The sequence below is a fragment of the Vicinamibacterales bacterium genome, assembly GCA_036504215.1.
Taxonomy (GTDB): domain Bacteria; phylum Acidobacteriota; class Vicinamibacteria; order Vicinamibacterales; family Fen-181; genus FEN-299.
Window position 1 is genome coordinate 15,164 of the sequence record DASXVO010000039.1, and the last position, 26,031, is coordinate 41,194.

The following is a 26,031-nucleotide window of genomic DNA, read 5'->3' on the forward strand; positions in this document are numbered from 1 at the left end:
GTGCGGATGAGACGCGTCCTTCCGTTCCTCGTTGCCATCGCCTGCGCTGCCGGAGTTCACGCGCAGCAGCTGTCGTTCGAACAGGTCGTTGCACAACTCAAGGCACCGGAGGCTGCGGCTCGGATGGATGCCCTCAGGTTGCTCGAGGAGTCCGGTTATCCCGAGGCGGGCGGGCCCATTGCCGCGCTGCTGAAGGATCCGGACGAGCGCGTGATGCGGCGCGCCGTGTATGCGGAGCTCGGCCTGTACACCGGTTCGCGGATCGAGCCCAAGAAACGTGTCGCCATGGTGGTCGAGGTCCGCGATTCCCGGCCGGCCGCCCGCGCGTTCGACACCGGCGGCTGGTCGGCGCTTCCGATCGCACCCGTACCACCGGAGATCGTGTCGGGTCTGCTCGCCGCCGCACAGTCACCCGATGTCGCCTTCCGCCTCGAGGTGCTCTACGCGCTCGGCATCCTCGCGCAGGTGGACGGGACGCCGCCGCTCCCGAGCCACCGAGAGGTCGTGAACGCCATGGTGGAGGGCCTCGGCGACCCGGCTTCCGCCGTGCGGGCGACGACGGCACGGGTGGCGGGCCGCATCTTCCGCCGGTGCACCGCGCCGTGCGCAGGCATCGGGATCGAGCGCCTCGGCGACGCCCTCGTGCACGTGCTGAACGATTCGGAGGCCGGCGTTCGCGTGTCCGCGATGGAGGCTCTCGGCGACCTCCGGTGGGAGCGCGGTGTGCAGGCGCTGACGACCAGCTACGAGTACTACAAGAAGGGGAACGACGCGTTGGCGGCGCTCGCGACGCTCGCGCAGATCGGTCACCCGTCGTCGCTTCCATTGTTCCAGAGCGTGATGGCGCGGAACGACGACGACCTCCGACGCGAGGCCATCGAGGGGATCGGCCGGACAGGTGACACAACCGCCGTGGCGGCCCTCGAGCCACTGCTGGCGTCCGAACGGTCGGTTCCGCTGCAACTGGCCGTCGCGTTCGCCTTGCACCGTGCGGGCCGAGGCTCGCACATCGACGTGCTCGTTCAGGCGGTCGGCACGCGTGTGAACCGGTTGCAGGCGCAGGACTACCTCGTCGAACTCGGTCCTGCCGCCGCGGGTCCGGTCGCCGCCGCGCTGCAGTCCGAAACGCTGCACGCGGATTCGCCCGAGGCTCGGATCGCGCTGATCGAGGTGCTGAGCGCCGTCGGCGGCACGGCCCAGGTGCCGGCGATCGACATCCTGCGCAGCGACAAGAACGCCAGGCTGGCGAGCGTGGCGGAGCGGACGTCCCTCAGGCTCAAGGCGCGGCAGTAGCGGTGGCAATCCGGAGATCGTTCTACGATCGTCCCACGCTCGCCGTCGCGGCCGATCTGATCGGCAAGGTCCTCGTGCACCGCGCCCCGGAGGGGACGTCCTCCGGCGCCATCGTGGAGGCCGAGGCCTACATCGGCGAGAACGATCCGGCGTGCCACGCAGCCCCGGGTCCGACGGCCCGCAACCAGCCGCTCTACGGCCCACCGGGCCACGCCTACGTCTATCTCAACTACGGCATTCACTTCCTCTTCAACGTGGTGACCGAGGGCGACGGACGACCAGCGGCAGTCCTGGTCCGAGCGCTCCAGCCGATCGACGGCCTCGATCTGATGCAGCGGCGGCGGGCGCCCGACCGGCGCGGCGCGGTGATTCCGCACGACGAATTGTGTCGCGGGCCGGGCAACGTTGCCCGTGCGATGGGCATCACGCTCGCGCACAACAGAACGGACCTGTGCGGGCGGACGATCTATCTCGAGGATCGCGGGCTCGTCGTCGAAGAGATCGCGTGGGGCCCGAGGATCGGCATCAGCGTGGGGATCGACCGGCCGTGGCGCTGCTACGTTCCGAGTCATCCTGCCGTGTCGGGGCGGAAGTGAGCGTGAGCCAGTCCTTGAGTCTGCCGGCCAGCCGCAGCCGCGTGTCCCGGCAGGCGTCGATTCTCTCCAGCGTCAACTGAAGCGAACGCGATCCCTGCGACATCGCACCGAAGAACTTCTGCACCCTGTCGCGAGACTCCGAATCACAGAACGAGCCGGCGGCCGGTGCGATGACAGACAGGGCCGACCCCTGGCCCGCCTTCCGCGCCACCTCTGCCCAGCGAGAGGTGACGAAGCTCCAGGTGGCGTTTCTCGCGGAGGGGTTTTCCAGCGCGACGGCCAGCAAGGGAGCCACGTCCTGCCCGCGGACCTCATCCGACAGCGTGGACGCGAGCAGTCGTCCGACCAGTGTCGGATCCTGCCCACGAGCCAGCGCGAGTCGCATGGCCGTCTGGATGGCGGGCGGCGCCGTGTTGGCCGCGTCCTGCACGCGCGCGAAGAGGTCGGCGCCCTCGCCCGACGCCGCCAGCCTGATGACGACCTCCAGCAGCGATGGGTCGAGGCGAAGGCTGCCGTCCAGATGCGCTGTGAGCATCTGCCTGGCCTTGGTCGCCACCTCCGGGTCCCGGCCGATCTCACCGACGATGCCCAGCACGACCGCACGCAGCCGAAGTCGGTCGCCGGAATCGTCGGCCGCAGGCGACCAGCCGAGTGACGCGAGCACCGGGGCGAATGTCGTGCGCACCCACCCCTCGAACATCGCGCGATCGTTGTCGGCCACGACCCTGTCGTGCAGGAACGCCAGGCCATCGGCAGCTTCCTCGAGAACCTCCGGAGTCGCATCGCCAGCCAGCGCGCCCACCAGCCCGAGATAGTCGCCCGGCCCGTGGGTTCCGGCGCGCGCCAGCGCCCACTCGTCGTCGATCAGCCGAAGCCGCTCGGCCGGCGTGAGCCGCTCACGGGCCACCGCGGCCAGCCGTGACACGACTCCGGCGGTGTACGACACGCGGTAGTAGCCGCGGGCGCCAGCATTCGCGAAGATGAGTGGTGCGCAGCCGGGGATGGTGGCGGTCTGTCGCGCGGCGGACAGGAGGAGCGGGGTCGTACTCGTGCTGGCGGAGCGATCGTCGATTGACCGCAGTCCGATGGGAATCTGCCAGCCTCCCCCCGCGACCGGCCGACTCGGCGCCTCCACCGCAAACCGACGCTGAGCCAGATCGACGACCGTTCGGTCGGTGCCGTCGCACCCGCTGGCCACCGAGACCACCGGCACGCCGCTCTGGTCGATGAACCGGGCCATCACCCGATCGGCAGGCCGGCCCGACGTGCGCGCCAGCTCGTTCCAGAAATCCTCGGATGTCGCGCTCCCGTAGGCGTGCGCACGCAGGTAGGCGTTGACGCCGGCGCGGAACGCGTCGGCGCCGACGTCGCTCTCGACCATGCGCAGGATGGCTCCGGCCTTCGAGTAGGCAAACGCGTCGAATGCCTCGTCGATCTCGGCGGGGGTCGTGAGCGTCGTCCGGATCGCCCGGGCCGACCGGAGCGTGTCGAGATCCATCACCCGGCCGGTCTCCGCGATGTCGGCCAGCTCCGCGTGCCACTGCGGTTTCCACGCCACAAGTGGCTTCGAGGCCATCCAGGTGGCAAATCCCTCGTTCAGCCACAGGTCGTCCCACCAGCGCATCGTCACCAGGTCACCGAACCACTGGTGCGCAATCTCGTGCGCGATGACAGACGCCACCGTGACCTGATTGGCCTGTGTGGCGGTCGCTTCGTCCAGGAGGAGATCCTGCTCGCGGAAGAAGATGGCGCCGGTGTTCTCCATGGCGCCCGCATCGAAGTCGGGAACGGCCACGAGGTCCAGCTTGCGGAACGGATAGCGGATCGAGAAGTAGTGATTGTAGAAGCGCAGGACGTTCTCGGCGGCGTCGAGCGCGAACCGTCCGAGCTGCCGGCGGTCGGGTGTGGTGCACACTCGAATGGGGATCGAATCGGCACCTCCCTCGACGCACGCGAAGTCGCCGACGGCCAGCGCAGCCAGGTACGACGGCATCTTCTGCGTCGTGCTGAACTTGAGTGTGTGCTTGCCGGCCTTCGGCCCCGGCGTGTCGGAGAGCAGTGGGCCGTTCGAGATGGCCGTGTCGTGTTCATCCACCACCGCGGCGATGGTGAAGCTCGCCTTGACGGCCGGTTCGTCGAAGCAGGGAAACGCGCGCCGCGCGTCGGTGGCCTCGAACTGGGTGATGGCGTACTTCTTCCCGTTCGCGCGGCTCAGGTAGAAGCCTCGCAACTCCGAGTTGAGGCGGCCGCCGTAGCGGAGTTGCAGCTTGATCGTTCCCTGCGACAGCTTCCTGGGCGTCGTGAACGTCACCGTTTGGTGAGGCGGATCGGTCGAGACCGTGGGCGTCAGCGTCCGGTCGTAGGGCAACAACACGATCGCGTCGTAGACCTCGAGGTCGACCGCGTTCAGGACAATCTTGTTCGTCGCCTTGTCCACGCGGAGGTCGATCGTCAGATCGCCATCGAAGCTGGTCGTCGTGAAGTCGGGAGCGAGGGTGAGTTGATAGTGGAGGGGAATGACGTCGAGGGGCAGGCGCTCGGCGACGGCCGCCGTCGCGATGAGACAGCAGGCCGCGAACGACACGACGGTGCCCAGTTGACGGAGGATAGACATCTACCGCGTCCGGGGGGCGCTTCGCCCGACCACCGGCACCTTGATCTGCATCTTGCGGCCTTCCCGCAGGATGTCGATCGTCGCCGTGCTGCCGATCTTGGTATCCGACAGCGAGCGCCGGAACCGTGCATCGTCTTCGACGGCCTGGCCGTTGAAGCCGACGACGACGTCGCCCGGCCGCAGGCCGGCCTGGAAGGCCGATGACGCGCGCGCCATCTGGGTGATCAACGCCCCGCGGACGTTGGGTACGCCCAGTTGCTCGGCCCACTCGGGCGTGAGCGCCTCGATGCGCAGTGCGCCGATCGACCCGCGCCGCACTTCGCCGAATCTGATCAGATCGTCCGCGACGCGTCGCGCGAGGTTGCTCGGCACCGCGAACCCGACGCCCTGGTAGCCGCCGCTCTGGCTGAGAATCGCCGTGTTGATCCCGACGACCTCGCCTCGTGCGTCGAGCAGCGCGCCGCCGGAATTACCCGGATTGATTGCCGCGTCGGTCTGGATGAAGTCCTCGTAGTCCGCGACCCCGACTCCCATCCGGCCGGTCGCGCTGACGATCCCGAGCGTCACCGTCTGGTTCAGCTGGAACGGGCTGCCGATCGCCAGGACCCATTGACCGACCTTCAACCTGCTCGAATCGGCCCACGGTACGACGGGGAGGCCGGTGGCGTTGATGCGGACGACGGCGATGTCGGTCGTCGGATCACGACCGACAATTTGTCCCTTCACTTCGCGCTTGTCCGGCAACACCGCCGTGATCTGCCGGACGTTCCCGCTGACGACGTGATTGTTCGTGACGACGTAGCCGTCGGCGGAGATGATGACGCCCGACCCGAGGCTCTGCTGCGGCCGGTTGCGCCCGCCGAACCAGTCCTCGTCCTCGCCCAGGAACTGGCTGAAGAACGGGTCGTTGGCAAACGGGGACGTCGAGCGGACGATGCTCTCGGCCGAGATGTTGACGACCCCGCTGACACCCCGGGCGGCGATCCCGCTGAAGTCAGGCAACCCCGACGGAGCGAGCGCGTTCGGCTGCGTCGTGGCGGCCGCGCGCGTGGCTGCCTGCGGTGCCGCAGTGGAGTCGGTGGTCTGGTGGAAGCGTCCGGTGACGACAAGGCCGGCAGCGAAGCCGGCGAGGACGAACATCAGGCCGAAGAACAGATTTCGGTGCATGTGGAGAACCTATCGGGCTGACACGGGTGCCCGCACAGATAGCGTAGCAACAGAACGCGAAATGAAGAATCGAAAACGAGACACGGACGAAACCGACGACGGCGGGCGGGCCGATGTGAAGTCGCGAAACCCGAGCACGAACAGCGGACAGCTGAGAAAGAGCGACGAAGGCGGGGCTACTGGACGTCGATCCGGCGGAGATCGAACAGTTTGGGGACGGTGATCGTCAGGATTCCGTTGTCGAGGTCGGCGCTGATGCTCGCGACGTTCACGGCGTGCGGAAGGACGAACGTGCGGGCGAACCGGCCGTGCCCCCGCTCGACGCGTTCGAAGCGGGGCGACGGGATGTCGCGCGCCGGCCGTTCTCCGCGCAACGTCAGCTTGCCGTCCTGAAATTGAATCTGGATGTCGTCGCGTGAGAGTCCCGCCACCTCGGCGGTGACGACGTAGCCTTCGGGGGTTTCGTACAAATCGACGGGCGGCATCCATCCGGGTTCGTCGGCGCCGGCGAGACGGTTGATGCGCTCGTGCAGCGCCAGCAGGTCCTGGAGCGGATCCCAGCGTGTGAAGGCCACAGCCCATCGTAGCATACGCGCCGGGTGGGGGCAGCAGGCGGCCGCCGCGGCGTTGGCAGCGGGTGGGCGGGTCGGCGGCTCACGCGGCCGGCTGTGCTACACTTACTAACTTCGACTCTTGCGACTTCTTGAAGGCGTGGCGCAATGAGTCGCGGGTAAGGCCTGCCGTTGGAGCTCCCGCCAGGACCCGAAGTCCCCAGTGACCGACACGCCAGGTGGTGACATGCAAGCGACAAGACTCCGTAAGGGAATGTTGATCAAGATGGGCGCGGATCTGATGCGCGTCATCGAATTGCAGCACGTGACGCCCGGCAACTTGCGCGGCTTCGTCCGCGTGAAACTGCGGAACATCCGGACGACCGCGCTGGCGGATCAGAAGCTGCGGTCGGAAGACGAAGTCGAGCGCGCGACGCTCGACGAGAAGTCGATGCAGTACCTCTACCACGACGGCTCGGCGTACCACTTCATGGACACCGACACGTACGAGCAGATCCAGCTGACCGACGAGGTCCTTGGGGATGCCGTGGGCTATCTCGTGTCGGAAGCCGTGATCAAGATGGAGTTCTACGGCAGCGAGCCGGTCGGCATCGAACTCCCGCAGACCGTGGATCTGAAGGTGGTGGAGACGGCGCCCGCGATCAAGGGGGCGACGGCGAGCGCACAGCTCAAGCCGGCCAAGCTCGAAACCGGTCTGGTCGTGCAGGTGCCTCCGTTTGTCAACGAGGGCGAGAAGATACGCGTCGTGACGGAGACGGGCGAGTATCAGTCGCGAGCCTAGGCTCGGGGCTCAGGACTCGGGGGGAGCACGCGAGTGGACGTTCCACGCACACAACAAGCCGGCTGGATCGAGGTGATCACCGGCAGCATGTTCAGCGGCAAGAGCGAAGAATTGATCCGGCGGCTTCGCCGCGCGCAGATCGCGCGCCAGAAGGTACAGATCTTCAAGCCCACCTTCGATAATCGGTACAGCGAGCACCACATCGTGTCGCACAGCGACATGCGGATTGCGTCGGAAGCCGTCGCGAATTCCCGCGGGCTGATTGCCGAGGTCGATGACGACACGGAGGTCGTCGGGATCGACGAGGGACAGTTCTTCGACGCAGACCTGCCGGCGGTGTGCAACGAGCTGGCGAACAAGGGCAAGCGGGTGATCGTCGCTGGGCTCGACCAGGACTACCTCGGCAAGCCCTTCGAGCCGATGCCGCAACTGCTTGCGATTGCCGAGTACATCACCAAGACGCTGGCCATCTGCATGGTGTGCGGCAGTCCGGCCAATCACACGCAGCGCCTCGTGGCGAGTCAGGACCGTGTCCTGCTGGGCGCACAGGGGACCTACGAGGCCCGGTGCCGCCGCTGCTTCGACCCGTCTCTCGCCTCGGTCTCCGAGCCCGTCTGAGGTCGGCCGGCCCATGGCTCGGCTGCTGCTGCTCTTCGGCCTCGGCTTCCTGATCGCTGACGTGCGCGCGCTCGTCGAGCAGGTGCGCTACTGGCAGCGTCGGCGCACCGCGCTGCTCACGTGGCCCGCGGCGCGCCCGCCGTTCTTCGTGCTGCAGGTCGGCATCGGCGTCGCGATCGGCGTGCTGTTCGTCTTCAACCTGCTCTTCCGCCCGGCCGCCGCCGAGCAGCTCTTCGGCGAGGGCATGATGCTCCTCTACTACGGCTACGTCGTCCCGATGTCCACGCGGATCGAACGCGGCTTCTACCGCGACGGCGTCTGGACCGACCGGCGGTTCATTCGGTACGGTCGAATCGGTGCCGTCACCTGGCGCGAAGGCCGGGATCCCGTGCTGCTACTGGCCGCGCGCACGGATCCGACGGCGGCCTTGATGGTCGTGCCGAGCCGTTTCTACGGCGCCGTCCGCCGGATTCTGCGCGATCTCATCGGCACGGGTGTCCTGAAGCTTGCAGATACCGGTCTGCATCTCGGTCTCAAGGATTACCGGGAAGACGTGTAGCGGCGGGTCAGTGCCCCAGCAGCCAGCCGATCAATCCGGGGCCGCTGGTCATCGGGTCACCGATCCAGGCGGGCGGGGTCAGCCAGGTGAACGCGAGGATGGCGATGACCCACAGGTCGTACTGCCAGGTGGCGCGCTCGTCGGTCCAGAAGAACGCGCGCCAGAAGACCAGCGCCGGCAGCGACTTCTTGCTCTCCCTCACCCCGTTCAACTCGCGCCACGTGAAGTAGATTCGATCCGCCACGGTGACGATGGACAGGATCAGGATGACCCACAGGACCGCGGCCATCCGGTTCGTGAAGGCGCCGATCATGAACAGCACGATCCGCTCGGGCCGTTCCATGAATCCCACCTTGCACTTCTCGATGATCGACTCGGCGCGGGCCCGTGTGTAGCTGGTCATCACCGAGAACATCATCGCCAGTGCGGCGATGATGACGTAGTCGGCGCGCCCTGCCTTCGTATACAGATAGACGAGACCGATGTACAGGGTGATGTCCGAGAAGCGATCCATCACCGAGTCCCAGAAGGCGCCGAACAGCGTCTCGCGGTCGCGCGCCCGGGCGACCTTGCCGTCGATGAAGTCGAAGATGTTGGCGGCCAGCATCACGAAACCGGCCGTACGGAACGCCTTGACGCCCAACAGCCAGGCGGCCGTGATGTTGACGACGACGCCGGTGAACGTCAGGACGTTTGGCGAGATCCGTAGCGCGACACACGTCGCGATGATCGCGCGGAGCGGCCAGTTGCAGACCTTTCCGATAGCGCCCGTAAACGTCATCAGCGGTTCAGGCTCCATCGCCGGCACTACCCGGCGCCCACGCGGCCGCGGCTATAATCGAAGACCGGCCGACCGTGCGAAAAACGCAACATAGTAGTCCATGCCCATCTGTGATCTCAAGAGCCGGATCGATCGATTGCCCGAACAGCCGGGTGTCTACCTGTACGCAAATGCTGCTGGGGAAACGATTTACGTCGGCAAGGCACGTTCTCTTCGGGATCGTGTTCGCAGCTACCTCGGGGCCTATGGCACCAGCCCGAAGACCGATGCCCTGCTCGACGAGGCGGACGGGCTGGAGTTCATCGTCACCGACTCGGTGGTCGAGGCGCTGGCGCTCGAGAACAATCTCATCAAGCAGCGGATGCCCAAATACAACATCCTGCTGCGCGACGACAAGAACTACCCCTACCTCCGGCTGACGACGACCGAACCGTTCCCGCGGGTGCTGGTTGCGCGAAGTGTCGAGCGCGACGGGGCGGTCTACGCCGGACCGTTCATGCCGGCGAGCCTCGCGCGCCGGGCGATGTCGCTCAGCCACCGGCTGTTTGGTATCCGCTCGTGCAACGAGGAAATCAACGGGCGGCGCGGCCGGCCGTGCCTCGAATACGACATCAAGCGATGCCTGGCGCCGTGCGTCGGATCGCTGTGCACCGAGGACCGGTACGCCCGTGCAGTGGAGGACACGCGGCTGTTTCTCGAGGGCCGGACCGACGAGTTGCTGGAGGAACTGAGGAGCCGAATGGCGGCCGCCGCGGCGGATGAGCGCTTCGAGCAGGCGGCGCAGTTGCGCGACGCCGCGCGAACGGTCCAGACGCTGCGCGACCGCCAGCAGAAGATGGCGTCGGTCGAACTCGGCGACCGCGACGCGTTCGGTGTGAAGATCGGCCCCGCCGGCGCGGCCATCCAGGTCTTCCAGGTCCGCCACGGCCGCGTCGTCGAACGCGTGGGCCTGTTCGCGGAATTGGGGTCGGGACCATTTTCCGAAATGGGTTCCGGGACTGTCGGCGCGACCGATACCCTGCAGGCGACTCTGCCTCAGTTCTATCTGGATCGCGAGGCGCCGCCGGAGATCCACCTCCCCGTTGAACTGCCCGAGGCCGAGGCGACCGAGGCCTGGTTGTCGGCGCGGGCGGGCCGTCGGGTGCGGCTGGTCGTGCCGAAGCGGGGCGAGAAACGCGGTCTGCTCGACCTCGCCGCCCGCAATGCGGCGATCGCGTACGAGTCGCGCCACAATCAGGGACAGGCGGCCCACTACGACGGGCTCGACACGCTTCGCGTCGTCCTCGGCCTGCCCGGCGTACCGCTCCGCATCGAGTGTTTCGACATTTCCACCATCCAGGGAAGCGAGACGGTGGCGTCGATGGTGGTGTGCGAAGACGGGAGGATGAAGCGGGGAGACTACCGGAAGTTCCGGATCAAGTCCGGACTGAAGACCGGCCGCTACCTCGACGACTTCGCAGCCATGAACCAGGTGGTGATGCGACGGTACCAGCGTGTCCTGGAGGCGGGCGGGCCGTTCCCCGATCTGATTCTGATCGACGGCGGCAAGGGGCAGCTGTCGGCCGCGTACGCGGCGCTCGAGGAACTTGGCCTCGCGAATCTCGTAGCCGTCGGCCTCGCCAAGAAGGAGGAACTCGTCTTCACGCGCGACCGCGACGAACCGCTGGCCCTCCCGCGGGCGGATGCCGCGCTGCTGCTCCTCCAGCAGATTCGCGACGAAGCTCACCGTTTTGCGGTGACGTTCCACCGACAGGCCCGCCGGATCAGGGACCTCACGTCCGAACTCGACGGCGTCCCCGGCGTCGGGCCTCGCCGGCGGCGGGCGCTGCTCACGGCGTTCGGCAGCGTGGCCGGCCTGCGACGCGCCAGCCGCGAGGAGTTGACGGCCATCGTCGGCCCGAAGGTCGCCGACACGGTACTCGCCTATTTCGCCGCCCTTGGCCGGTCGGGTTGATGTCGCCGGTGTCTTTGACAGCCCACGGAACCCGGTGTTAGCCTGATTAGCTCTCGGCTCAACACGTGGACATCAACTTCGGTCAGGTCTTCATTTCGTTTCTCGTGCTGGTGTTTTCGCTGACGGTCCATGAATCGGCCCACGCGTGGGCCGCAGACCGCCTCGGCGATCCCACCGCCCGTCTGCTCGGACGCGTGTCCCTGAACCCGCTGGTTCACGCCGATCCGATCGGCACGCTCCTCTTCCCCCTGGTCGGCCTCGTCACCGGGGCGCCGCTCATCGGATGGGCAAAGCCGGTACCGGTGGCCACGTGGCGGTTCGACCATCCGCGGCGCGCGTATCTCCTGGTCGCGGCGGCCGGTCCAATCAGCAACCTGCTGCTGGCGTTCATCGCGGCCGCGGTCATCCATGTTCCGCTGCCACTCGCCCCTGGGAGTTCAACGAGCGCGGTCATCATCCCCATGTGGAAGATGGTGGCGGTCGCGCTCCAGGTCAACCTGCTCCTGGCGATCTTCAACATGCTGCCGATTCCGCCGCTCGACGGAAGTTCGGTGCTCGCGGGTGTGTTGCCCGAGCGCCTGGCCGCACAGTTCGATCGCCTTCGCCCGTACGGATTCGTCCTGCTCTACGCGCTGCTGCTATCGGGTGGCTTCAGCATCGTGGTCGGCCGGCCGTACCATCACCTGCTATCGTGGCTACTGTGAAACCTCGCGTTGTTTCGGGCATGCGCCCGACCGGCAGACTCCATCTCGGCCATCTGGTTGGCGCGCTCAGGAACTGGGCGACGCTCCAGGATCAGTACGAGTGCTTCTACTTCGTGGCGGACTGGCACGCGTTGACCAGCGAGTACGCCGACACGGCCTCGCTGACCGAGAACGCGTACGACAACGCCGCGGACTGGATTGCGGCCGGCATCGACCCGGAGCGATCCACGCTGTTCGTGCAGTCGCTCGTGCCCGAGCACGCCGAGTTGTTCCTCTTACTGTCGATGGTGGTGCCGATTCCGTGGCTCGAGCGCGTGCCGACCTACAAGGAGCAGCGCGAGCAGTTGTCCGAGAAGGATCTCTCGACAATTGGGTTCCTGGCTTATCCGCTGCTGCAAACGGCTGACGTCGCGATGTACGACGCGAAATTCGTCCCGGTGGGCGAGGACCAGGTGCCGCATCTCGAGCTGTCCCGCGAGGTGGTTCGCCGTTTCAACAACTTCTACGGCGAGAAGATCGGCGTACGCGACGGCGAGACCACGGGGAAGGACGTCCTCGTCGAGCCGCAGCCGCTGCTCACCTCGTTCGCGCGCCTGCCCGGCCTCGACAACCGCAAGATGAGCAAGAGCTACGGTAACGCGATCGACCTGACCGACGATGCCGAGGCCGTGCGCAAGAAGGTGATGAGCATGTATACCGACCCGAAACGGATTCGGGCGGACATCCCTGGCACGGTCGAAGGCAATCCCGTCTTCCTCTACCACGATGCCTTCAACAGCAACGTCGAGGAGGTCGAGGATCTGAAGTCGCGCTACCGGCTCGGCAAGGTGGGCGACGTCGAGGTGAAGAAGAAGCTGGTGGCCGCCCTGAACGGTGTCCTCGAGCCGATGCGGGCGCGGCGCGTCGAAGTCCTGTCGAAGCCCGGCCGCATTCGCGAGATCCTCTTCGAGGGCTCCGCCCGCGCACGTCTGGTCGCGAAAGAGACGATGGAGCGGGTCAGGGAAGCCGTGCGGGTCAGGTACTAAACTCGTCAAGGTGCGAGCAGGAATGGAACCTCCGGTCGAGGAATTCGAGTCGTCGCTCGACAGTTATTCGGTGAAGCTCGATCAGTTCGAGGGGCCTCTCGATCTCCTCATCCACCTCATCAAGCGGAATGAGGTGAACATCTATGACATCCCGATCGCGCTCATCACCAACCAGTACCTCGGGTACCTGGAGCTGATGCAGGATCTGGACCTGGATGTGGCGGGCGAATTCCTCGTGATGGCGGCCACGCTCATCCACATCAAGTCGCGGATGCTGCTGCCGCGGCCGGATCCGTCGCAGGAAGATCCCGAGGAGGACCCCCGAGAGGCGCTGGTCCGGCGCCTGCTCGAGCACCAGCGCTATCGGCAGGCGGCAGAACTGCTGCACGAACGCGAGACGCTGCGCGACGCGCAGTGGCAGCGACCCGACGGCCGCGTCGCGCCGATAGCCGGCGAGGAATACGAACCGGAACTCGAGGTCGACCTGTTCAGCCTGATGGCCGCGTTCCGCGCGGTGATCGAGCGGGCCAAGCACCGACCGAAGGTCGTTCTGCCGGTCGAGCAGATCCCGATCGAGACCCGGATCGAACAGTTGCTCGCGCGGCTGTCGGAAACCGAGGCGTGCGGATTCGAGGATCTGTTCGACGACGTGCAGTCGAAGGGCGACATGATCGTGACCTTCCTCGCGCTGCTCGAGATGATTCGAATGAAGGTCGTGCGCGTGTTCCAGGCTGGCAGCTTCGGCCCGATCCGAATCTACAAGGCGAAGAAGAGCGGTTAGCGGCTGGTTGAGGGTGGCGGCGGTAAGACGGTGGAGTGACGCGGGCGGCCACGGTGGAGTGCGACGGGCGGCCATGGTGGAGTGGCACGGGCGGCCACGGTGGAGTGGCACGGGCGGCCATGGTGGAGTGGCACGGGCGTCTCGCCCGTGCGCAAGGACGACCAGGACATGAGCGTGGATAGCGAGAAGAAGCAGGACGAGATCGCCGAACCAACCCCCGCGGCCGGGTCAGAGGCGACCGCCGCGACCGCCGAGCCGACCGAATCGGCAGCGGCCGACCCCGGCGAGTCCGACCAACCCTATGTCGGCAAGGCGTCTGACGAGTTGAAGGCCGTCATCGAGGCACTGGTCTACGCGTCGCCCGATCCGCTCACGCCCAAGACATTGTTCAAGGTGCTCGAATCCGAGCCGAAGGAAGACGTGCAGGCGTCGCTCGACGCACTGCGCGTGGACTACGAGCAGGGCCGCGGCGGGCTGCACCTGGTCGAGGTCGCGGGCGGGTTCCAGATTGTCACCCGCCCCGAACTGTCCGAGTGGGTGCGCCGCCTGTTCCACGAGCGCAAGAGCTCGAAGCTCTCGGTGGCGGCGCTCGAGACGCTGGCCGTGATCGCCTACAAGCAGCCGATTACCGCACCTGAGATCACCGAGATCCGCGGTGTCAACACCTCGGGCGTCGTGGCCACGCTGCTCGAGCGCCGCCTGACGAAGATCGCCGGGCGCAAGCAGGTCGTCGGCCGCCCGTTCCTCTACGCGACGACGCGCGAGTTCCTGATCCGCTTTGGCTTGAAGGACCTGAACGACCTGCCGAAGATGGAGGACATGGCCGACGTCCTCGGCTTCGAGCCGCCGACGGGCCTGGCCGAGGCGGGACCATCCGAAACGCTCCTGCCGCTCGACGGGGCAGTGGACCCGGACAAGACGCTGTTCCCGGAACCGGAAGAGCAGAGCTGAGATCGGACAGCCGCCAGTCCTATGCAGATCCGCCTTCAGAAGATCCTCTCTTCGGCTGGTGTCTCGTCTCGCCGCGCCGCCGAGCGTTTGATGGCGGAAGGGCGCGTGTCGGTCAACGGCCTGGTCGTGCGCGAGCTCGGGACCCGGGCCGATCCCGAGGCTGACGACATCCGCGTCGATGGATGCGCAATCAAGCGTACGGCACGGCGTCTGTACCTGCTCCTCAACAAACCCCGAGGCTACGTCACCACGCGATCGGACCCCGAAGGGCGGCCGACCGTCCTCGACCTGCTGCCCGGCATCCACGACTACGTCTTTCCCGTCGGACGCCTCGACTACGATTCTGAAGGCCTGCTGATCCTGACCAACGACGGCGAGCTGGCCGCCGGGCTCACGCATCCGAGTCACGAGGTGGCCCGGGAGTATCACGCGCGCGTCCGCGGCATCCCCGACGCGCATGCGCTTCGTCGTCTGGCCCACGGCGTCGTCATCGAGGGCCGCAAGACCGCGCGGGCCGAGGTGGCGCTGGTCGACGCTGGTCTGGGCCAGAATCGCGACCAGGGACTCGTCTCCTTCATCCTGCACGAAGGACGAACGCGTCAGGTTCGCGACATGTGCGAGGCCGTCGGTCACCCGGTGGTGAGGCTCCGTCGCGTGCGGATCGGGCCAATCGAGGATCCGAGGCTGAAGTTGGGATCGTTCCGACACCTGACGAGCAGAGAGGTGGCGGTGCTGAAGAGGGCGGTACAGCAGCCGTCGGGGCGGGTTGAAACCCGCCCTACATCATCATCCCCGCCCAGAACCTGATCAACTCCACCACTTCGTTCGTCTGCGCCGGGCGATCGACCTCCGCATGGCTGATGAGCGGAGTGAGGAGCACGCGGACCGCGGTCCCGGCCCGGAGGTGCTCCGCCAGGATGAGCGTCTCCACCGCCGGCACCACGTTGTCCTCGATGCCGTGCAGCAGGAACACCGGGGCGTCGGGCGCGGGGGACTGGTCGGGGGACAGCGCCGGGTCGCTGCCGAGATCGCCGACGTAGGGCAGCAGTTTCGGCCCGAGTGCCTGCGCGTCGCGGATGTTCACGAGGTGCATGAACGTCCGCCCCGGTTCCAGCATCGCCGCCTCCATCGCGCGCGCCTCCGCAAACTCCGCCTCCGCCTTCTTCTGATCGAACAGCGCGAGATGTGACGCGTGGAGGAATTTCAGGATGCCCCGGCGGAGCGGTTCCACCTGCTCGGGAGGCGCCAGCCGCTCGACCAGATCCAACGTGACGATCGCGACGCTGTAGTCGTGCGGAGCCGGCGTCCTGCCGGGTGCGGCCACGCCCGGCGGGACAGGTTCGACGCCGGTGCACAGATAGTGGACGACCCGCGGGAAATTCGAGTGGCCGCCGAACGAGAACACGAAGGCCAGTCGGCCGCGCAGGGCCGGCCGGCCCGCCGCCGCCACCGACAGTCCGCCGGCGAAACTGATGCCCGCGAGCCCAACGCGCGTCCCGCGCGTGAGGTCCGTTCGGTTCGAGAACCAGAGGGCCGCATCTTCGATCATGTCGGTGGACCGCGCGGTGATCCGGTACTCGCTGAGGTCGGGCAACTCGGGCGTCAGCACGAGGAATCCCGTCGAGGCGATGTGGCGCGCAAACGCCACGAGCCTCGGCTCGTCAATGCCCAGGGCGTTGACGCCGGGTGTGAGCAGCAACGCCCCGTCGGTATGCAGCTTGGGCGTGTAGATCTTCGCCCGGAGTGGACCGTAGCGCGACGGTACGGTTTCCCTGCGCTCGGCGACGGCGTCGGTCTGCAGGGCCGCCAGTGTGGGATGCTGCCGTTCGAGGCCGGCACTCCGCACGATGAGCGAGGTCGCTCGCACGTACGGCCGCGCGATCAGCCGAACGCCAACCAGGACCGCAGCCAACAGGAGCAGGACGACCGTCCACCGGAGAGGAGCTCGCATGGTCGAAGATGTTACACTGTCCGGCCGCGGGCGTCCCTGCCCGCGAAGGCGCGAAGGCGCGGAGGCGGAGAGGCGGACATGCGGAAGCGGTGGGTGATTGCGATTGACGGGCCTTCGGGAGTGGGCAAGGGAACGGTCGCGCGTGCGGTTGCCGCGGCGCTCGGGTACCGGCACATCGACACGGGCGCGATGTACCGCGCGGTGGCGTGGCGGGCGATTCGGGACAGGATCGATTTCGATGACGAGCGGCGCCTGACCGCGCTCGCCGCGTCGGTTGCGATTCGGGCGTCGGACCGCGTCCTCGAGGTGGACGGCGTGGATGTGACCACGGCGCTTCGGACGCCGGCGATCGACCGGGGCGCGGCCCGCGTCGCGCGAATTGCCGGCGTGCGAGCTGCGCTCGTCGAGCAGCAGCGGGCGATGGGCGCGGCTGGCAGCGTCGTGATGGAAGGCCGCGACATCGGGACGGTCGTCTTCCCCGCCGCGGAGGTGAAGATCTACCTGGATGCATCAGCCGAGGAACGGGCGCGGCGACGGGCCAACGACCAGGCGCACAACGGGGCGGGTGACGTGACGCAGGTTGCCAACGAAATGGCCGCCCGCGACGAATCGGACCGCACCCGCGCGGTCGGCCCACTCGCCGTGGCTCCCGACGCCCACCTCGTCGACACGACCGGGCTCACGATCGACGAGGTCGTGGCGCGCGTCCTGGGCATCGTCGAACGGACACAGGTCAACAGGTAGTCGACTTCCTGGTCTTCCTGCCTTTGATCCGTTCCGGGTAATCCTCCGCGGAGGCCGGGTCGAGTTCCCAGCGGTGCCGGTCGCGATCCTCGATCTTGTCGGCCGCCTGGAGTTCTTCCTCGTCCGCGTAGGCCACGCCCAGCGCCCGCCCCATGTCCTCGACGACGGCCTGGTCCGGCGTCGGGTTGTCGCCGCCGGGTGCCTCGTCGCCCACGCTGTAGGCCGAAGGCCAGTCGGCGTCGACGTCGCCCCCGGTCATGCTGGGATCGGTCTCGTGGTGCTCGCGGAACCGCTCAGCCAGCTCGGCGCGGCCGCTCCTGGCCGCCGAGGGGCGCCGGTCGAAGTCGAGCGATGAAGGCAGGGTTGGCTGTGCCGCCATCCGGGTGGCCTTGGGCACGGCCGCTGAAGTGGACTTCTCGGTACCGCTGCTCCGGACTTGCCCCGCACGTTTCGAGGGTTTCCTGCCGGCCGCCGCGCGGCCGGGTCGCGTCGCGACCTTGCGCTTGGCCATGGTACCCGGTCCTTTCCGTTTTCTTGACAGTCTGGCGATAACTATCCTAAAATGAAATGCTTATCGCCATTGAGCGATTCGCTACTTCAGCCCGCCGGTGCTGTGAACCGGCAAATCTCGATAGAGGAGGACGCGCAATTCATGGCGAACGCCAACACCGCCAACGGCACGAAACTGGGTACCCAGAGTACGACCGACCCTGAGGCCCAGCACAAAGGAGGTGAGCCGACACCGGCCGCCGGGACACCCACGGAGCCCGGAGACCAGCTCGACACCGACTCTGCGGAATACGCCCAGCTTCTTGACTTCTACGATAGCAGCTTCCGCAACATCGCGGAAGGTGAAGTGGTCAAGGGGACGGTGCTGAAGGTCACCGATTCCGAGGTCATCGTTGACGTCGGGTACAAGTCGGAAGGCATCATCGGCGTGCAGGAATTCTTCGACGAGAACGGTCAGGTGACCGTTCAGCCCGGCGACATCGTCGATGTCCTGCTCGAGCGGACCGAGGACCGCGACGGATACGTCGTCCTCTCCCGCGAAAAAGCGGAGAAGATGAAGATCTGGGACGACGTGGAGAAGGCCTTCGCGGACAAGAAGGTCGTGATCGGCCGCGTCATCGAACGGATCAAGGGCGGTCTGGCGGTGGACATCGGCGTGCGGGCGTTCCTGCCCGGCTCGCAGGTGGACGTCCGGCCGGTGCGGAACCTGGACGCGCTGCGCGGTCAGGAACTCCGGATGCGCGTCATCAAGGTCAACAAGAAGCGCGGGAACATCGTGCTCTCCCGCAAGGTCCTCCTCGAGGAGGAGAACGCCGAGAAGAAGAAGCACACGCTCGAGACGCTGGCCGAGGGCAAGGTGCTGCGCGGCGTGGTGAAGAACATCACCGACTACGGCGCCTTCATCGACCTGGGCGGCATCGACGGCCTGCTGCACATCACCGACATGTCGTGGGGCCGCGTCGGACACCCGTCCGAACTGTTCAAGGTCAACGACGAGATCGACGTGATCGTCCTGAAGTACGACCCGGCGACCGAGCGCGTCTCGCTCGGGTACAAGCAGCTCTCGGCAGACCCCTGGTCGGCCGTGGCGGAGCGGTATCCGGTCGGCGGCCGCGTCGCGGGCAAGGTCGTGAGCCTGACCGACTACGGTGCCTTCATCGAGCTCGAACCAGGCGTCGAGGGGCTCATCCACGTCTCCGAGATGTCGTGGAGCAAGCGGGTCAAGCACCCGTCGAAGATCCTCAACGTCGGCGACACGGTCGAAGCACTGGTGCTCGGCCTCGATCCGCAGGCCCGGCGCATCTCGCTCGGCCTCAAGCAGATCGGGTCCAACCCGTGGCAGGAGCTCGCGGACCGGTACCCGGTGGGTTCGCGCATCGTCGGCAAGGTGCGCAACCTGACGGAGTTCGGCGCGTTCGTCGAGGTCGAAGAGGACATCGACGGCCTGATCCACATCTCCGACATGTCGTGGAGCAAGCGCGTCAAGCACCCCTCCGAGGTGCTGAAGAAGGGCGACAAGGTCGAGGCCGTCGTCCTGAATATCGACGCGGAGAATCAGCGCCTGTCACTCGGGCTCAAGCAACTCGCCACCGATATCTGGGACGAGTTCTTCACTCGGCACCAGGTCGGTGACACGGTCGAAGGCAAGGTCGTACGGCTGACCAACTTCGGCGCCTTCGTGGAACTGGCCGAGGGGATCGAGGGGCTGATCCACATATCGGAGTTCGATGACACGCAGGGCGGCGAGAAGATCGAACTGCAGGTCGAGCAGAACTATCCGATGAAGATCATCAAGCTCAGTCCCGGCGAACGAAAGATCGGGCTCAGTCTCCGGGCGCTCCGGATGGACCAGGAACGGGCCGATTGGCAGAACTACACGGATGGTGGCAGTGTCGGTGCGACGATTGCGGAACATCTGAAGAACGTGGAGTAGGGAACGTGGATGGGCCGCCGCCGCGCGGTGGCGGCGGCCTTTCCAACCGTTGACCGTTCGGAGCGCCAGTCTCGATCGAGTGACCGTTCGACCCGTGCCTGTTCCAGGAGGAGTGAGCCTGTGGTACCAGGGGGCAGCATGACGAAGGCGGAGCTCGTGGAGGAAGTGTCACGAGTCTCGGACCTCACCAAGAAGCACTCGGAGGTCATCGTCGATACCGTCTTCCGCAGCATCATCACGGCGTTGCAGCGTGGTGAGAAGATCGAGCTTCGGGGTTTCGGCAGCTTTCGCCTCCGCCGCCGGGAACCGCGCAAGGGGCGGAACCCGAAGACCGGCGACAAGGTGGACGTACCGCCGAAGAAGGTGCCGTATTTCAAGCCGGGCAAGGAGTTGAAGGAACTGATCAACCGTGCCTCGGCGACCGAGGAACTGGAACTGGCTCCCGGGCCGACCGAGCCGGTTTCGACAGGGATCTAGCCGCCTCATGTCCTTCGAGCGATTGTGGTCCCCCTGGCGGCTCGCCTACGTCAGCGGCAGCGGCGAGTCGGATGGGTGCGTCTTCTGCGACGCGCAGGTGCAGGAAGACGCGGCGCCCCTCGTGCTCTTCCGTGGCGCGACCTGCTTTGTCATCCTCAATCTGTTCCCTTACAACAACGGCCATTTGATGGTCGTGCCCAACCGCCACATCGCGACGCTCGCCACGGCGACGCCCGACGAACTCTCCGAGATGATTCGGCTGACGCGGTGCGCCGAGATGGCGCTGACCGAGGCCTACCATCCGCAGGGTCTGAACGTCGGGATGAATCTGGGGCGGCCGGCCGGCGCGGGCGTGGCGGACCACATGCACATCCACGTCGTGCCGCGCTGGGCGGGCGACACGAACTTCATGTCCGTCGTGGGAAACGTGCGCGTCGTGCCAGAGGAACTCGAGGCCACCGGGAACCGCCTCCGGCCGCTCTTCGAAACCCTGGTCCGGACGGCCTAGCGACCGCCTTCTCCGTCCATCGTCCTCCGGTCTGCGTTCCTAGCTCTCCACCGTATAAGGCACGAGGACGGTGCGCCGCGCCCCCCCCGCGTCCGAGATTCAATCGCGGGTCGGGACGTTACAACCGGGCCGCTCCCCGCCAATAACACAATGATGGCGTCATCCCAGCAGCTGCTTGGCAAGCGTCTGCAACTGCATGTTCGATGTGCCTTCGTAGATCTGGCCGATCTTCGCGTCGCGGAACAGCTTCTCGACGGGGTAGTCCTTGACGTAACCGTACCCGCCGTAGAGCTGGACAGCCAGCGACGTGACTCGTTCGGCAACCTGCGACGAGAACAGCTTGCACATCGCCGCCTCGTTCAGGAACGGCCGGCCGCAATCGCGGAGGCGCGCCGCGTTGTACACGAGCAGCCGCGCGGCCTCGAGTTCGGTCGCCGCCTGGGCCAGCTGGAACTGCACGGCCTGGAAATCGGCGATGGCCTTGCCGAACTGCCTTCGCTCCTTCGTGTACGCGACCGCGTGATCGAGGGCCCCTTGCGTCAGGCCAATCATCTGGGCGCCGATGCCGATGCGGCCTTCGTTCAGCGTCTCGATGGCGACCTTGTAGCCCTTGCCGACCTCACCGAGCACGTTCTGCCCAGGGACGATGCAGTCCTCGAAGAGCAGCTCGCACGTGCTGCTCGCGCGAATGCCGAGCTTGTCCTCCTTCTTGCCGACCGTGAAGCCGGGGCAGCCGCGTTCGACGAGGAACGCCGTGATTCCGCGATAGCCGGCGTCGGGCTTCACGTTGGCGAAGACGATGAACAGGTCGGCTTCATTGCCGTTGGTGATCCAGAGTTTCTGACCGTTCAGGCGGAAGCCGTCGCCGCTTTCGACGGCCCGCGTCGCCATCGCGAACGCATCGCTGCCCGATCCGGCCTCGGAGAGCGCGTAGGCACCCACCGTGCGGCTGGCGAGCGCCGGCAGGAACCGCCGCTTCACGTCGTCGGTGCCCCAGCGCATCAATGCGTTGATGACGAGCGTGTTGTGAACGTCCACGAGAACGCCGATGGAGGGGTCGACCTGTGACAGCGCTTCCACGGCGAGCACCGCGTGAAAGAAGCGCGCGCCGGCGCCGCCGAAGCTCTCGGGGATCTCGATGCCCATCACCCCGAGCGCGAACAGGTCATCGACGAGCGGCCGACCAACCTTGGCATGTTCGTCCATCTCGCGGACGAGGGGCCGGATGCGCTGCTGCGCGAACTCGAGCACGCTGTCACGGAAGAGTTGCTCGTCCTCGGCGAGAACGGTGAGGGGAACGCCGCTCTGGAGCGATTCCTGGTCCATTGGCATGTCTCCTGGGAAGAACACATAATGTTATCATCAACGTATCCAGACAATCGGGCTCTCCCTATGGGACAGAAACACCGCGTGATCCGAATTCTCGGCGCTGTCGCACTCCTGCTGTCCGTGCCGTCGTCTGAATGGCTCGGCGCCACGCAGGCGCCTCCGCCATCGGCACAGGCGCCGGCGGCCCAAGGTGGGCAGAAGCCGGCGACGCCGCAACCGGGGCCGACCTTCCGCACGGGCGTCAACTTCGTGCGGGTCGACGTGATCGCGAGCGACAAGGACGGCAAGCCGATCCCCGACCTCAAGCAGACCGACTTCGAGGTGACCGAGGATGGCAAGCCGCAGGCGATCGAGACGTTTCGCTTCATAGAAGTGACGGGCAACCCGGCTCCTGGCGACCCTGAGCCGAAGGAGATTCGCAGCGACTACGACGAGGAATCCGAGGCGGCCCGCGACGATGTGCGGCTGTTCGCGCTGTTCCTGGACGACTACCACGTGCGCCGCGGAGCGTCGATGGTCGTGAAGCCGGCGCTCACCTCGTTCATCCAGAAGCAGCTGTCCGCCACGGACATGGTGGGCGTGATGTTCCCGCTGACGCCCGTGAGCGCGTTGCTGATGACGCGCAGCCGCGACAAGCTGATGGAAGCGGTGCAGCATTTCGAAGGGCGCAAGTTCGACTACATTCCTCGCAACGAGTTCGAAGAGCAGTACGCGATGTACCCGGCAACCATCGTCGAACAGGTGCGGAACCAGGTGACCCTGTCAGCGCTTCGGTCGCTCGTTGTCCACATGGGGGCCCTCCGCGAAGGGCGCAAGGCCGTGATTCTGGTCAGCGAAGGGTTCAGCAACATCCTGCCGCCGCAGTTGAACGACCCGATTGCCGGCATGCCGGGCATCGGCAATCCAAACCGCGGTAATCCGATGGCTGACGTGGACGACCGGACGTCCTTCTTCGCGAATCTCGACATCCAGCAGGAACTGCGCGAGGTGTACGACGCGGCCAACCGGAGCAACACGACCATCTACACGCTCGATCCGCGCGGCCTGGCCGGATCCGAGTTCGACATCAACGAGAACGTCGGACAGCAGACGGACCGGCGCTTCCTCCAGTCGACGATGGACACACTGCGTGTGCTCGCCGAGAACACCGACGGCCGCGCGATCGTGAACCGGAACGATCTCGAAGGCGGGCTGAAACAGGTCGTCAAGGACTCGAGCGCCTATTACCTGCTCGGTTACAACTCGACGCGAACCGCTGCCGACGGGAAGTACCATGAGATCAAGGTGCGCATCCGGCGGCCGGGCGTCCAGGTGCGCGCGCGCAAGGGGTACTGGGCGCTCACGAAGGAGGAACTCGCCAAGTCGTTGGCGCCGCCGCCGCCGCCCATCCCCAGCGCGGTGAGCAAGGCACTGGGCTCGATGTCCGAATCGAGGCGCGGCCGCTACATCCGCACCTGGCTGGGGACGACGCGAGGCGAGAACGGGAAGACGAGGGTGACGTTCGTCTGGGAGCCGCTTCCGTCCGTGCCGGGTGTCGAGCGCACGGCAACGACTGGTCTCACGCTGATCGCGTCGGGTGTCGAGGGCCCGTACTTCAGGGGGGACGTGCCGGACTCCCCGCGCGACGGGTCGCCCGAAGCCGCCCCGCCTCCCGCCAACGACGGCGCGGCGGGTAAGCCGCCCACGGCAGAGGGCAAGGGGACGCTCCCCGCCGTCCGCGGGCCGGCGCGTGCGACCTTCGACGCCGATCCGGGGCCGCTCCAGATTCGCTATGCGGTCCACGGCCCGAAGGGTGAGACGGTGGACACGGATGTTCGCGAGTTCAAGGTGCCGGACCTGACCACGCCGCAGATCGCGCTCAGCACGCCGTCGGTCCTCCGTGCCGGCAACGCGCTGGAGTACCGGGCGCTCGTGGCGAACCCCGACTCGGTCCCGACCGCCGGTCGCGAGTTCCGGCGCACGGAGCGACTGTTGATCCGGTTCGATGCATTCGCGCCGGGCAACGAAACGCCGGTTGTGACCGCGCGCGTGCTGAACCGCGTCGGCAACGGGATGGCCGATCTACTGGTGAAGGCCCCGGAGGCTGCGGGGAAGCCGTATCAGGTGGACTTGCCGCTCGCGGGATTTGCCGCCGGCGAGTACCTCGTCGAAGTGAAGGCCAAAGGCGTCGAGGGCGAGGCGAAGGAACTGGTGCCGTTGCGGATTACGTCGTAGGTTGGGATCGAGCGGGCTCGGCCGGCCGTCTGGCCGCGTTCCCGCGTCGCCGACTACCGCCAGCGCTCTTCCCGCTGTTCGTAGCGCTTGAGGTCTTCGCCGAGAGCCTTCAGCCGCGCTGTCCAGAAGCGGTCGTAGTTTTCAAGCCACCGACCGATCTCGCGGAGGGGTTCGGCGTTCAGGCGGTAGACGCGCCAGCGACCGGCGCGGCGGGCGCTCACGAGGCCCGCGCGCCGGAGGATTTGAAGCTGCTGGGAGATGGCCGGCAGCGTCATCTCGAACGGGGCCGCCAGGCTCCGAACGGTCTGTTCGCGACTACTGAGTTTATCGAGCAGAGCCCGACGAATCGGGCTGGAAATCGCCTGGAAGACGTCGAAAGACGAAGTCATTCTAGCCATACGCCGAAATTATTATACATAAGAATACGCTTAAACGTCTATTGCGCCCTCTTTGCGCAAGAGAGTACAACCTCAACTGACAGTGCCATTGAGCCTGTCGCTGGTGCCCCTGGGTCGTTGGTCGTTGCGGTTGTCAATCTCCAAGGAGGACTCGTCATGGTGGTCGCGAAAGAAGGGGAACACAAGCTGTCCGGTTACACCAAGGATGTTCTGGCTGAAGTCAAAGCGAAGAACCCGGCAGAGCCTGAGTTCCACCAGGCGGTGACCGAGGTTCTGGAATCGCTCGACCTCGCGCTGCAGCGTCGGCCGGAGTACCGGAAAGCGAAGATCGTCGAACGGATTGTGGAGCCCGAGCGGGTCCTCATGTTCCGGGTGCCCTGGCTGGACGATCAGGGGAACGTGCAGGTGAACCGTGGCTTCCGCATCGAGATGAATAGCGCGATCGGCCCCTACAAGGGCGGTCTCCGTCTCCACCCCTCGGTCAACCTCGGCATCCTCAAGTTCCTCGCCTTCGAACAGGTCTTCAAGAACTCGCTGACCACGCTGCCCATGGGCGGCGGCAAGGGCGGGTCGGACTTCGACCCGAAGGGAAAGAGCGACAACGAAGTGATGAAGTTCTGCCAGAGCTTCATGACCGAGCTGTTCCGCCACATCGGTCCGAACACGGACGTACCCGCCGGCGACATCGGCGTGGGCGGCCGGGAGATCGGCTTCCTGTTCGGCCAGTACAAGAGACTGCGCAACGAGTTCACGGGCGTCCTGACGGGCAAGGGCCTGAACTGGGGCGGCTCGCTGATTCGTCCGGAAGCGACTGGCTACGGCGCCGTCTACTTCGCCGCCGAGATGCTGAAGACTCGTGGCGAGACGCTCGAAGGGAAGACCTGCCTGGTGTCCGGCAGCGGCAACGTCGCCCAGTACGCCGTCCAGAAGATCACCCAGCTCGGTGGCCGGGCGGTCACCTTGTCGGATTCGGGCGGCTACATCTACGACGAGCAGGGCATCGACGCCGAGAAGCTGGCGTTTGCGATGGAGCTCAAGAACGTTCGCCGTGGCCGCATCAAGGAGTACGCCGACAAGTTCAAGGGCGTCGTCTACACGCCCGTCGACCCGAAGCTCGACTACAACCCGCTCTGGAACCACACGGCGCACTGCGCGTTCCCGAGCGCCACGCAGAACGAGATCAACGGCAAGGATGCCATGCACCTCATCAGCAACGGCGTCTACGTCGTTGCCGAGGGCGCGAACATGCCGACGAACCTCGACGGCGTGAACGCGTTCCTGCAGGCCAAGATCCTCTACGGGCCTGGCAAGGCGGCGAACGCAGGCGGCGTGGCGACCTCCGGTCTCGAGATGTCGCAGAACAGCCTGCGCCTCAGCTGGACTCGTGAAGAGGTGGATCAGCGGCTCCACGGGATCATGATTGCGATCCACAAGGCCGCCTACGAGACCGCGAAGGAGTTCAACTGCCCGGGCAATTACGTGAACGGCGCCAACATCGCGGGCTTCCTCAAGGTGGCCGATGCGATGATGGACCAGGGGTTGGTCTAGAATACCTGCATGTCCGGTGGCGC

24 protein-coding genes and 1 pseudogene are annotated in these 26,031 nt (G+C 66.3%); 17 read left to right on the forward strand and 8 right to left on the reverse strand.

The window, feature by feature from the left end; all coding sequences use genetic code 11:
• Positions 1–6: 6 nt before the first annotated feature.
• Positions 7–1,293 (forward strand): HEAT repeat domain-containing protein, encoded by a 1,287-nt coding sequence (locus VGK32_11330; GenBank protein ID HEY3382353.1) that lies wholly within the window; start codon positions 7–9, stop codon positions 1,291–1,293.
• Between the two features lie 2 nt (positions 1,294–1,295).
• Complete coding sequence (locus tag VGK32_11335) at positions 1,296–1,889, forward strand: DNA-3-methyladenine glycosylase (protein ID HEY3382354.1); 594 nt, start codon at positions 1,296–1,298, stop codon at positions 1,887–1,889.
• Here VGK32_11335 and VGK32_11340 read toward each other — a convergent pair.
• The 3 genes from VGK32_11340 to VGK32_11350 form a co-directional block, all read right to left on the reverse strand.
• Positions 1,819–4,503, reverse strand: coding sequence for a M1 family metallopeptidase (locus VGK32_11340; protein ID HEY3382355.1), 2,685 nt, complete (start codon positions 4,501–4,503; stop codon positions 1,819–1,821). The two genes, VGK32_11335 and VGK32_11340, sit on opposite strands and share 71 nt — an antisense overlap.
• Positions 4,504–5,670 (reverse strand): trypsin-like peptidase domain-containing protein, encoded by a 1,167-nt coding sequence (locus VGK32_11345; protein HEY3382356.1) that lies wholly within the window; start codon positions 5,668–5,670, stop codon positions 4,504–4,506.
• A gap of 176 nt (positions 5,671–5,846) precedes the next feature.
• Positions 5,847–6,245, reverse strand: coding sequence for an Hsp20/alpha crystallin family protein (locus tag VGK32_11350; protein ID HEY3382357.1), 399 nt, complete (start codon positions 6,243–6,245; stop codon positions 5,847–5,849).
• Positions 6,246–6,468: 223 nt separating this feature from the next.
• On the opposite strand from VGK32_11350, the gene efp reads away from it, so the two are divergent.
• Genes efp through VGK32_11365 form a run of 3 tightly spaced genes read left to right on the forward strand, consistent with a single transcriptional unit; the run spans position 6,469 to position 8,200 of the window.
• Positions 6,469–7,023, forward strand: coding sequence for an elongation factor P (gene efp / locus VGK32_11355; GenBank protein ID HEY3382358.1), 555 nt, complete (start codon positions 6,469–6,471; stop codon positions 7,021–7,023).
• Between the two features lie 33 nt (positions 7,024–7,056).
• Positions 7,057–7,641, forward strand: coding sequence for a thymidine kinase (locus VGK32_11360; protein ID HEY3382359.1), 585 nt, complete (start codon positions 7,057–7,059; stop codon positions 7,639–7,641).
• Positions 7,642–7,654: 13 nt separating this feature from the next.
• On the forward strand, positions 7,655–8,200 hold the full coding sequence (locus VGK32_11365) for a hypothetical protein (GenBank protein ID HEY3382360.1): 546 nt from the start codon (positions 7,655–7,657) through the stop codon (positions 8,198–8,200).
• Positions 8,201–8,207: 7 nt separating this feature from the next.
• Here VGK32_11365 and VGK32_11370 read toward each other — a convergent pair whose 3' ends face one another.
• Positions 8,208–8,999, reverse strand: a complete 792-nt coding sequence (locus VGK32_11370) for a CDP-alcohol phosphatidyltransferase family protein (protein HEY3382361.1) — start codon at positions 8,997–8,999, stop codon at positions 8,208–8,210.
• 82 nt (positions 9,000–9,081) lie between these two features.
• Between VGK32_11370 and uvrC the strand changes: the two genes are divergently transcribed.
• From uvrC to VGK32_11400, 6 genes are all read left to right on the forward strand, one after another.
• Positions 9,082–10,935 carry an excinuclease ABC subunit UvrC gene (gene uvrC / locus VGK32_11375; GenBank protein HEY3382362.1) on the forward strand — a complete coding sequence of 618 codons (1,854 nt, stop codon included), beginning with the start codon at positions 9,082–9,084 and terminating at the stop codon, positions 10,933–10,935.
• 65 nt (positions 10,936–11,000) lie between these two features.
• A complete protein-coding gene (locus tag VGK32_11380) occupies positions 11,001–11,639 on the forward strand; it encodes a site-2 protease family protein (GenBank protein ID HEY3382363.1) in 639 nt (212 codons plus the stop codon).
• Positions 11,636–12,664, forward strand: a complete 1,029-nt coding sequence (trpS, locus tag VGK32_11385; GenBank protein HEY3382364.1) for a tryptophan--tRNA ligase — start codon at positions 11,636–11,638, stop codon at positions 12,662–12,664. The genes VGK32_11380 and trpS overlap by 4 nt, the downstream gene beginning before the upstream one ends.
• Positions 12,665–12,686: 22 nt before the next feature.
• Positions 12,687–13,445 (forward strand): segregation/condensation protein A, encoded by a 759-nt coding sequence (locus VGK32_11390; protein ID HEY3382365.1) that lies wholly within the window; start codon positions 12,687–12,689, stop codon positions 13,443–13,445.
• A gap of 168 nt (positions 13,446–13,613) precedes the next feature.
• On the forward strand, positions 13,614–14,396 hold the full coding sequence (gene scpB, locus VGK32_11395) for an SMC-Scp complex subunit ScpB (GenBank protein ID HEY3382366.1): 783 nt from the start codon (positions 13,614–13,616) through the stop codon (positions 14,394–14,396).
• A 21-nt stretch (positions 14,397–14,417) separates the two neighbouring features.
• Complete coding sequence (locus VGK32_11400) at positions 14,418–15,203, forward strand: pseudouridine synthase (protein HEY3382367.1); 786 nt, start codon at positions 14,418–14,420, stop codon at positions 15,201–15,203.
• Here VGK32_11400 and VGK32_11405 read toward each other — a convergent pair.
• On the reverse strand, positions 15,175–16,347 hold the full coding sequence (locus tag VGK32_11405; GenBank protein ID HEY3382368.1) for a hypothetical protein: 1,173 nt from the start codon (positions 16,345–16,347) through the stop codon (positions 15,175–15,177). The two genes, VGK32_11400 and VGK32_11405, sit on opposite strands and share 29 nt — an antisense overlap.
• Before the next feature lie 78 nt (positions 16,348–16,425).
• Here VGK32_11405 and cmk point away from each other — a divergent pair, with 78 nt between their 5' ends.
• The gene (gene cmk, locus VGK32_11410) at positions 16,426–17,091 is read left to right on the forward strand and encodes a (d)CMP kinase (protein ID HEY3382369.1); all 666 of its coding nucleotides are present in this window, start codon (positions 16,426–16,428) and stop codon (positions 17,089–17,091) included.
• Here cmk and VGK32_11415 read toward each other — a convergent pair.
• Positions 17,081–17,602 (reverse strand): DUF6335 family protein, encoded by a 522-nt coding sequence (locus VGK32_11415; protein ID HEY3382370.1) that lies wholly within the window; start codon positions 17,600–17,602, stop codon positions 17,081–17,083. The two genes, cmk and VGK32_11415, sit on opposite strands and share 11 nt — an antisense overlap.
• A 141-nt stretch (positions 17,603–17,743) precedes the next feature.
• Here VGK32_11415 and VGK32_11420 point away from each other — a divergent pair, with 141 nt between their 5' ends.
• The 3 genes and pseudogenes from VGK32_11420 (at position 17,744) to VGK32_11430 (ending at position 20,519) form a co-directional block, all read left to right on the forward strand.
• Positions 17,744–19,534, forward strand: coding sequence for a 30S ribosomal protein S1 (locus VGK32_11420; GenBank protein HEY3382371.1), 1,791 nt, complete (start codon positions 17,744–17,746; stop codon positions 19,532–19,534).
• A gap of 9 nt (positions 19,535–19,543) precedes the next feature.
• Positions 19,544–19,939 (forward strand): annotated as a pseudogene (locus VGK32_11425) (HU family DNA-binding protein).
• Positions 19,940–20,018: 79 nt separating this feature from the next.
• Positions 20,019–20,519, forward strand: coding sequence for an HIT domain-containing protein (locus tag VGK32_11430; protein ID HEY3382372.1), 501 nt, complete (start codon positions 20,019–20,021; stop codon positions 20,517–20,519).
• A gap of 159 nt (positions 20,520–20,678) precedes the next feature.
• On the opposite strand, the gene VGK32_11435 is transcribed toward VGK32_11430, so the two are convergent.
• Positions 20,679–21,845 (reverse strand): acyl-CoA dehydrogenase, encoded by a 1,167-nt coding sequence (locus VGK32_11435; GenBank protein HEY3382373.1) that lies wholly within the window; start codon positions 21,843–21,845, stop codon positions 20,679–20,681.
• A gap of 84 nt (positions 21,846–21,929) precedes the next feature.
• On the opposite strand from VGK32_11435, the gene VGK32_11440 reads away from it, so the two are divergent.
• Positions 21,930–24,062 (forward strand): VWA domain-containing protein, encoded by a 2,133-nt coding sequence (locus VGK32_11440; GenBank protein ID HEY3382374.1) that lies wholly within the window; start codon positions 21,930–21,932, stop codon positions 24,060–24,062.
• 53 nt (positions 24,063–24,115) lie between these two features.
• Here VGK32_11440 and VGK32_11445 read toward each other — a convergent pair whose 3' ends face one another.
• Positions 24,116–24,451: a metalloregulator ArsR/SmtB family transcription factor gene (locus tag VGK32_11445; protein HEY3382375.1), complete on the reverse strand. Its 336-nt coding sequence runs from the start codon at positions 24,449–24,451 to the stop codon at positions 24,116–24,118.
• Positions 24,452–24,616: 165 nt separating this feature from the next.
• Between VGK32_11445 and gdhA the strand changes: the two genes are divergently transcribed.
• Positions 24,617–26,008 (forward strand): NADP-specific glutamate dehydrogenase, encoded by a 1,392-nt coding sequence (gene gdhA / locus VGK32_11450; GenBank protein ID HEY3382376.1) that lies wholly within the window; start codon positions 24,617–24,619, stop codon positions 26,006–26,008.
• The last annotated feature ends 23 nt before the right edge of the window (positions 26,009–26,031 follow it).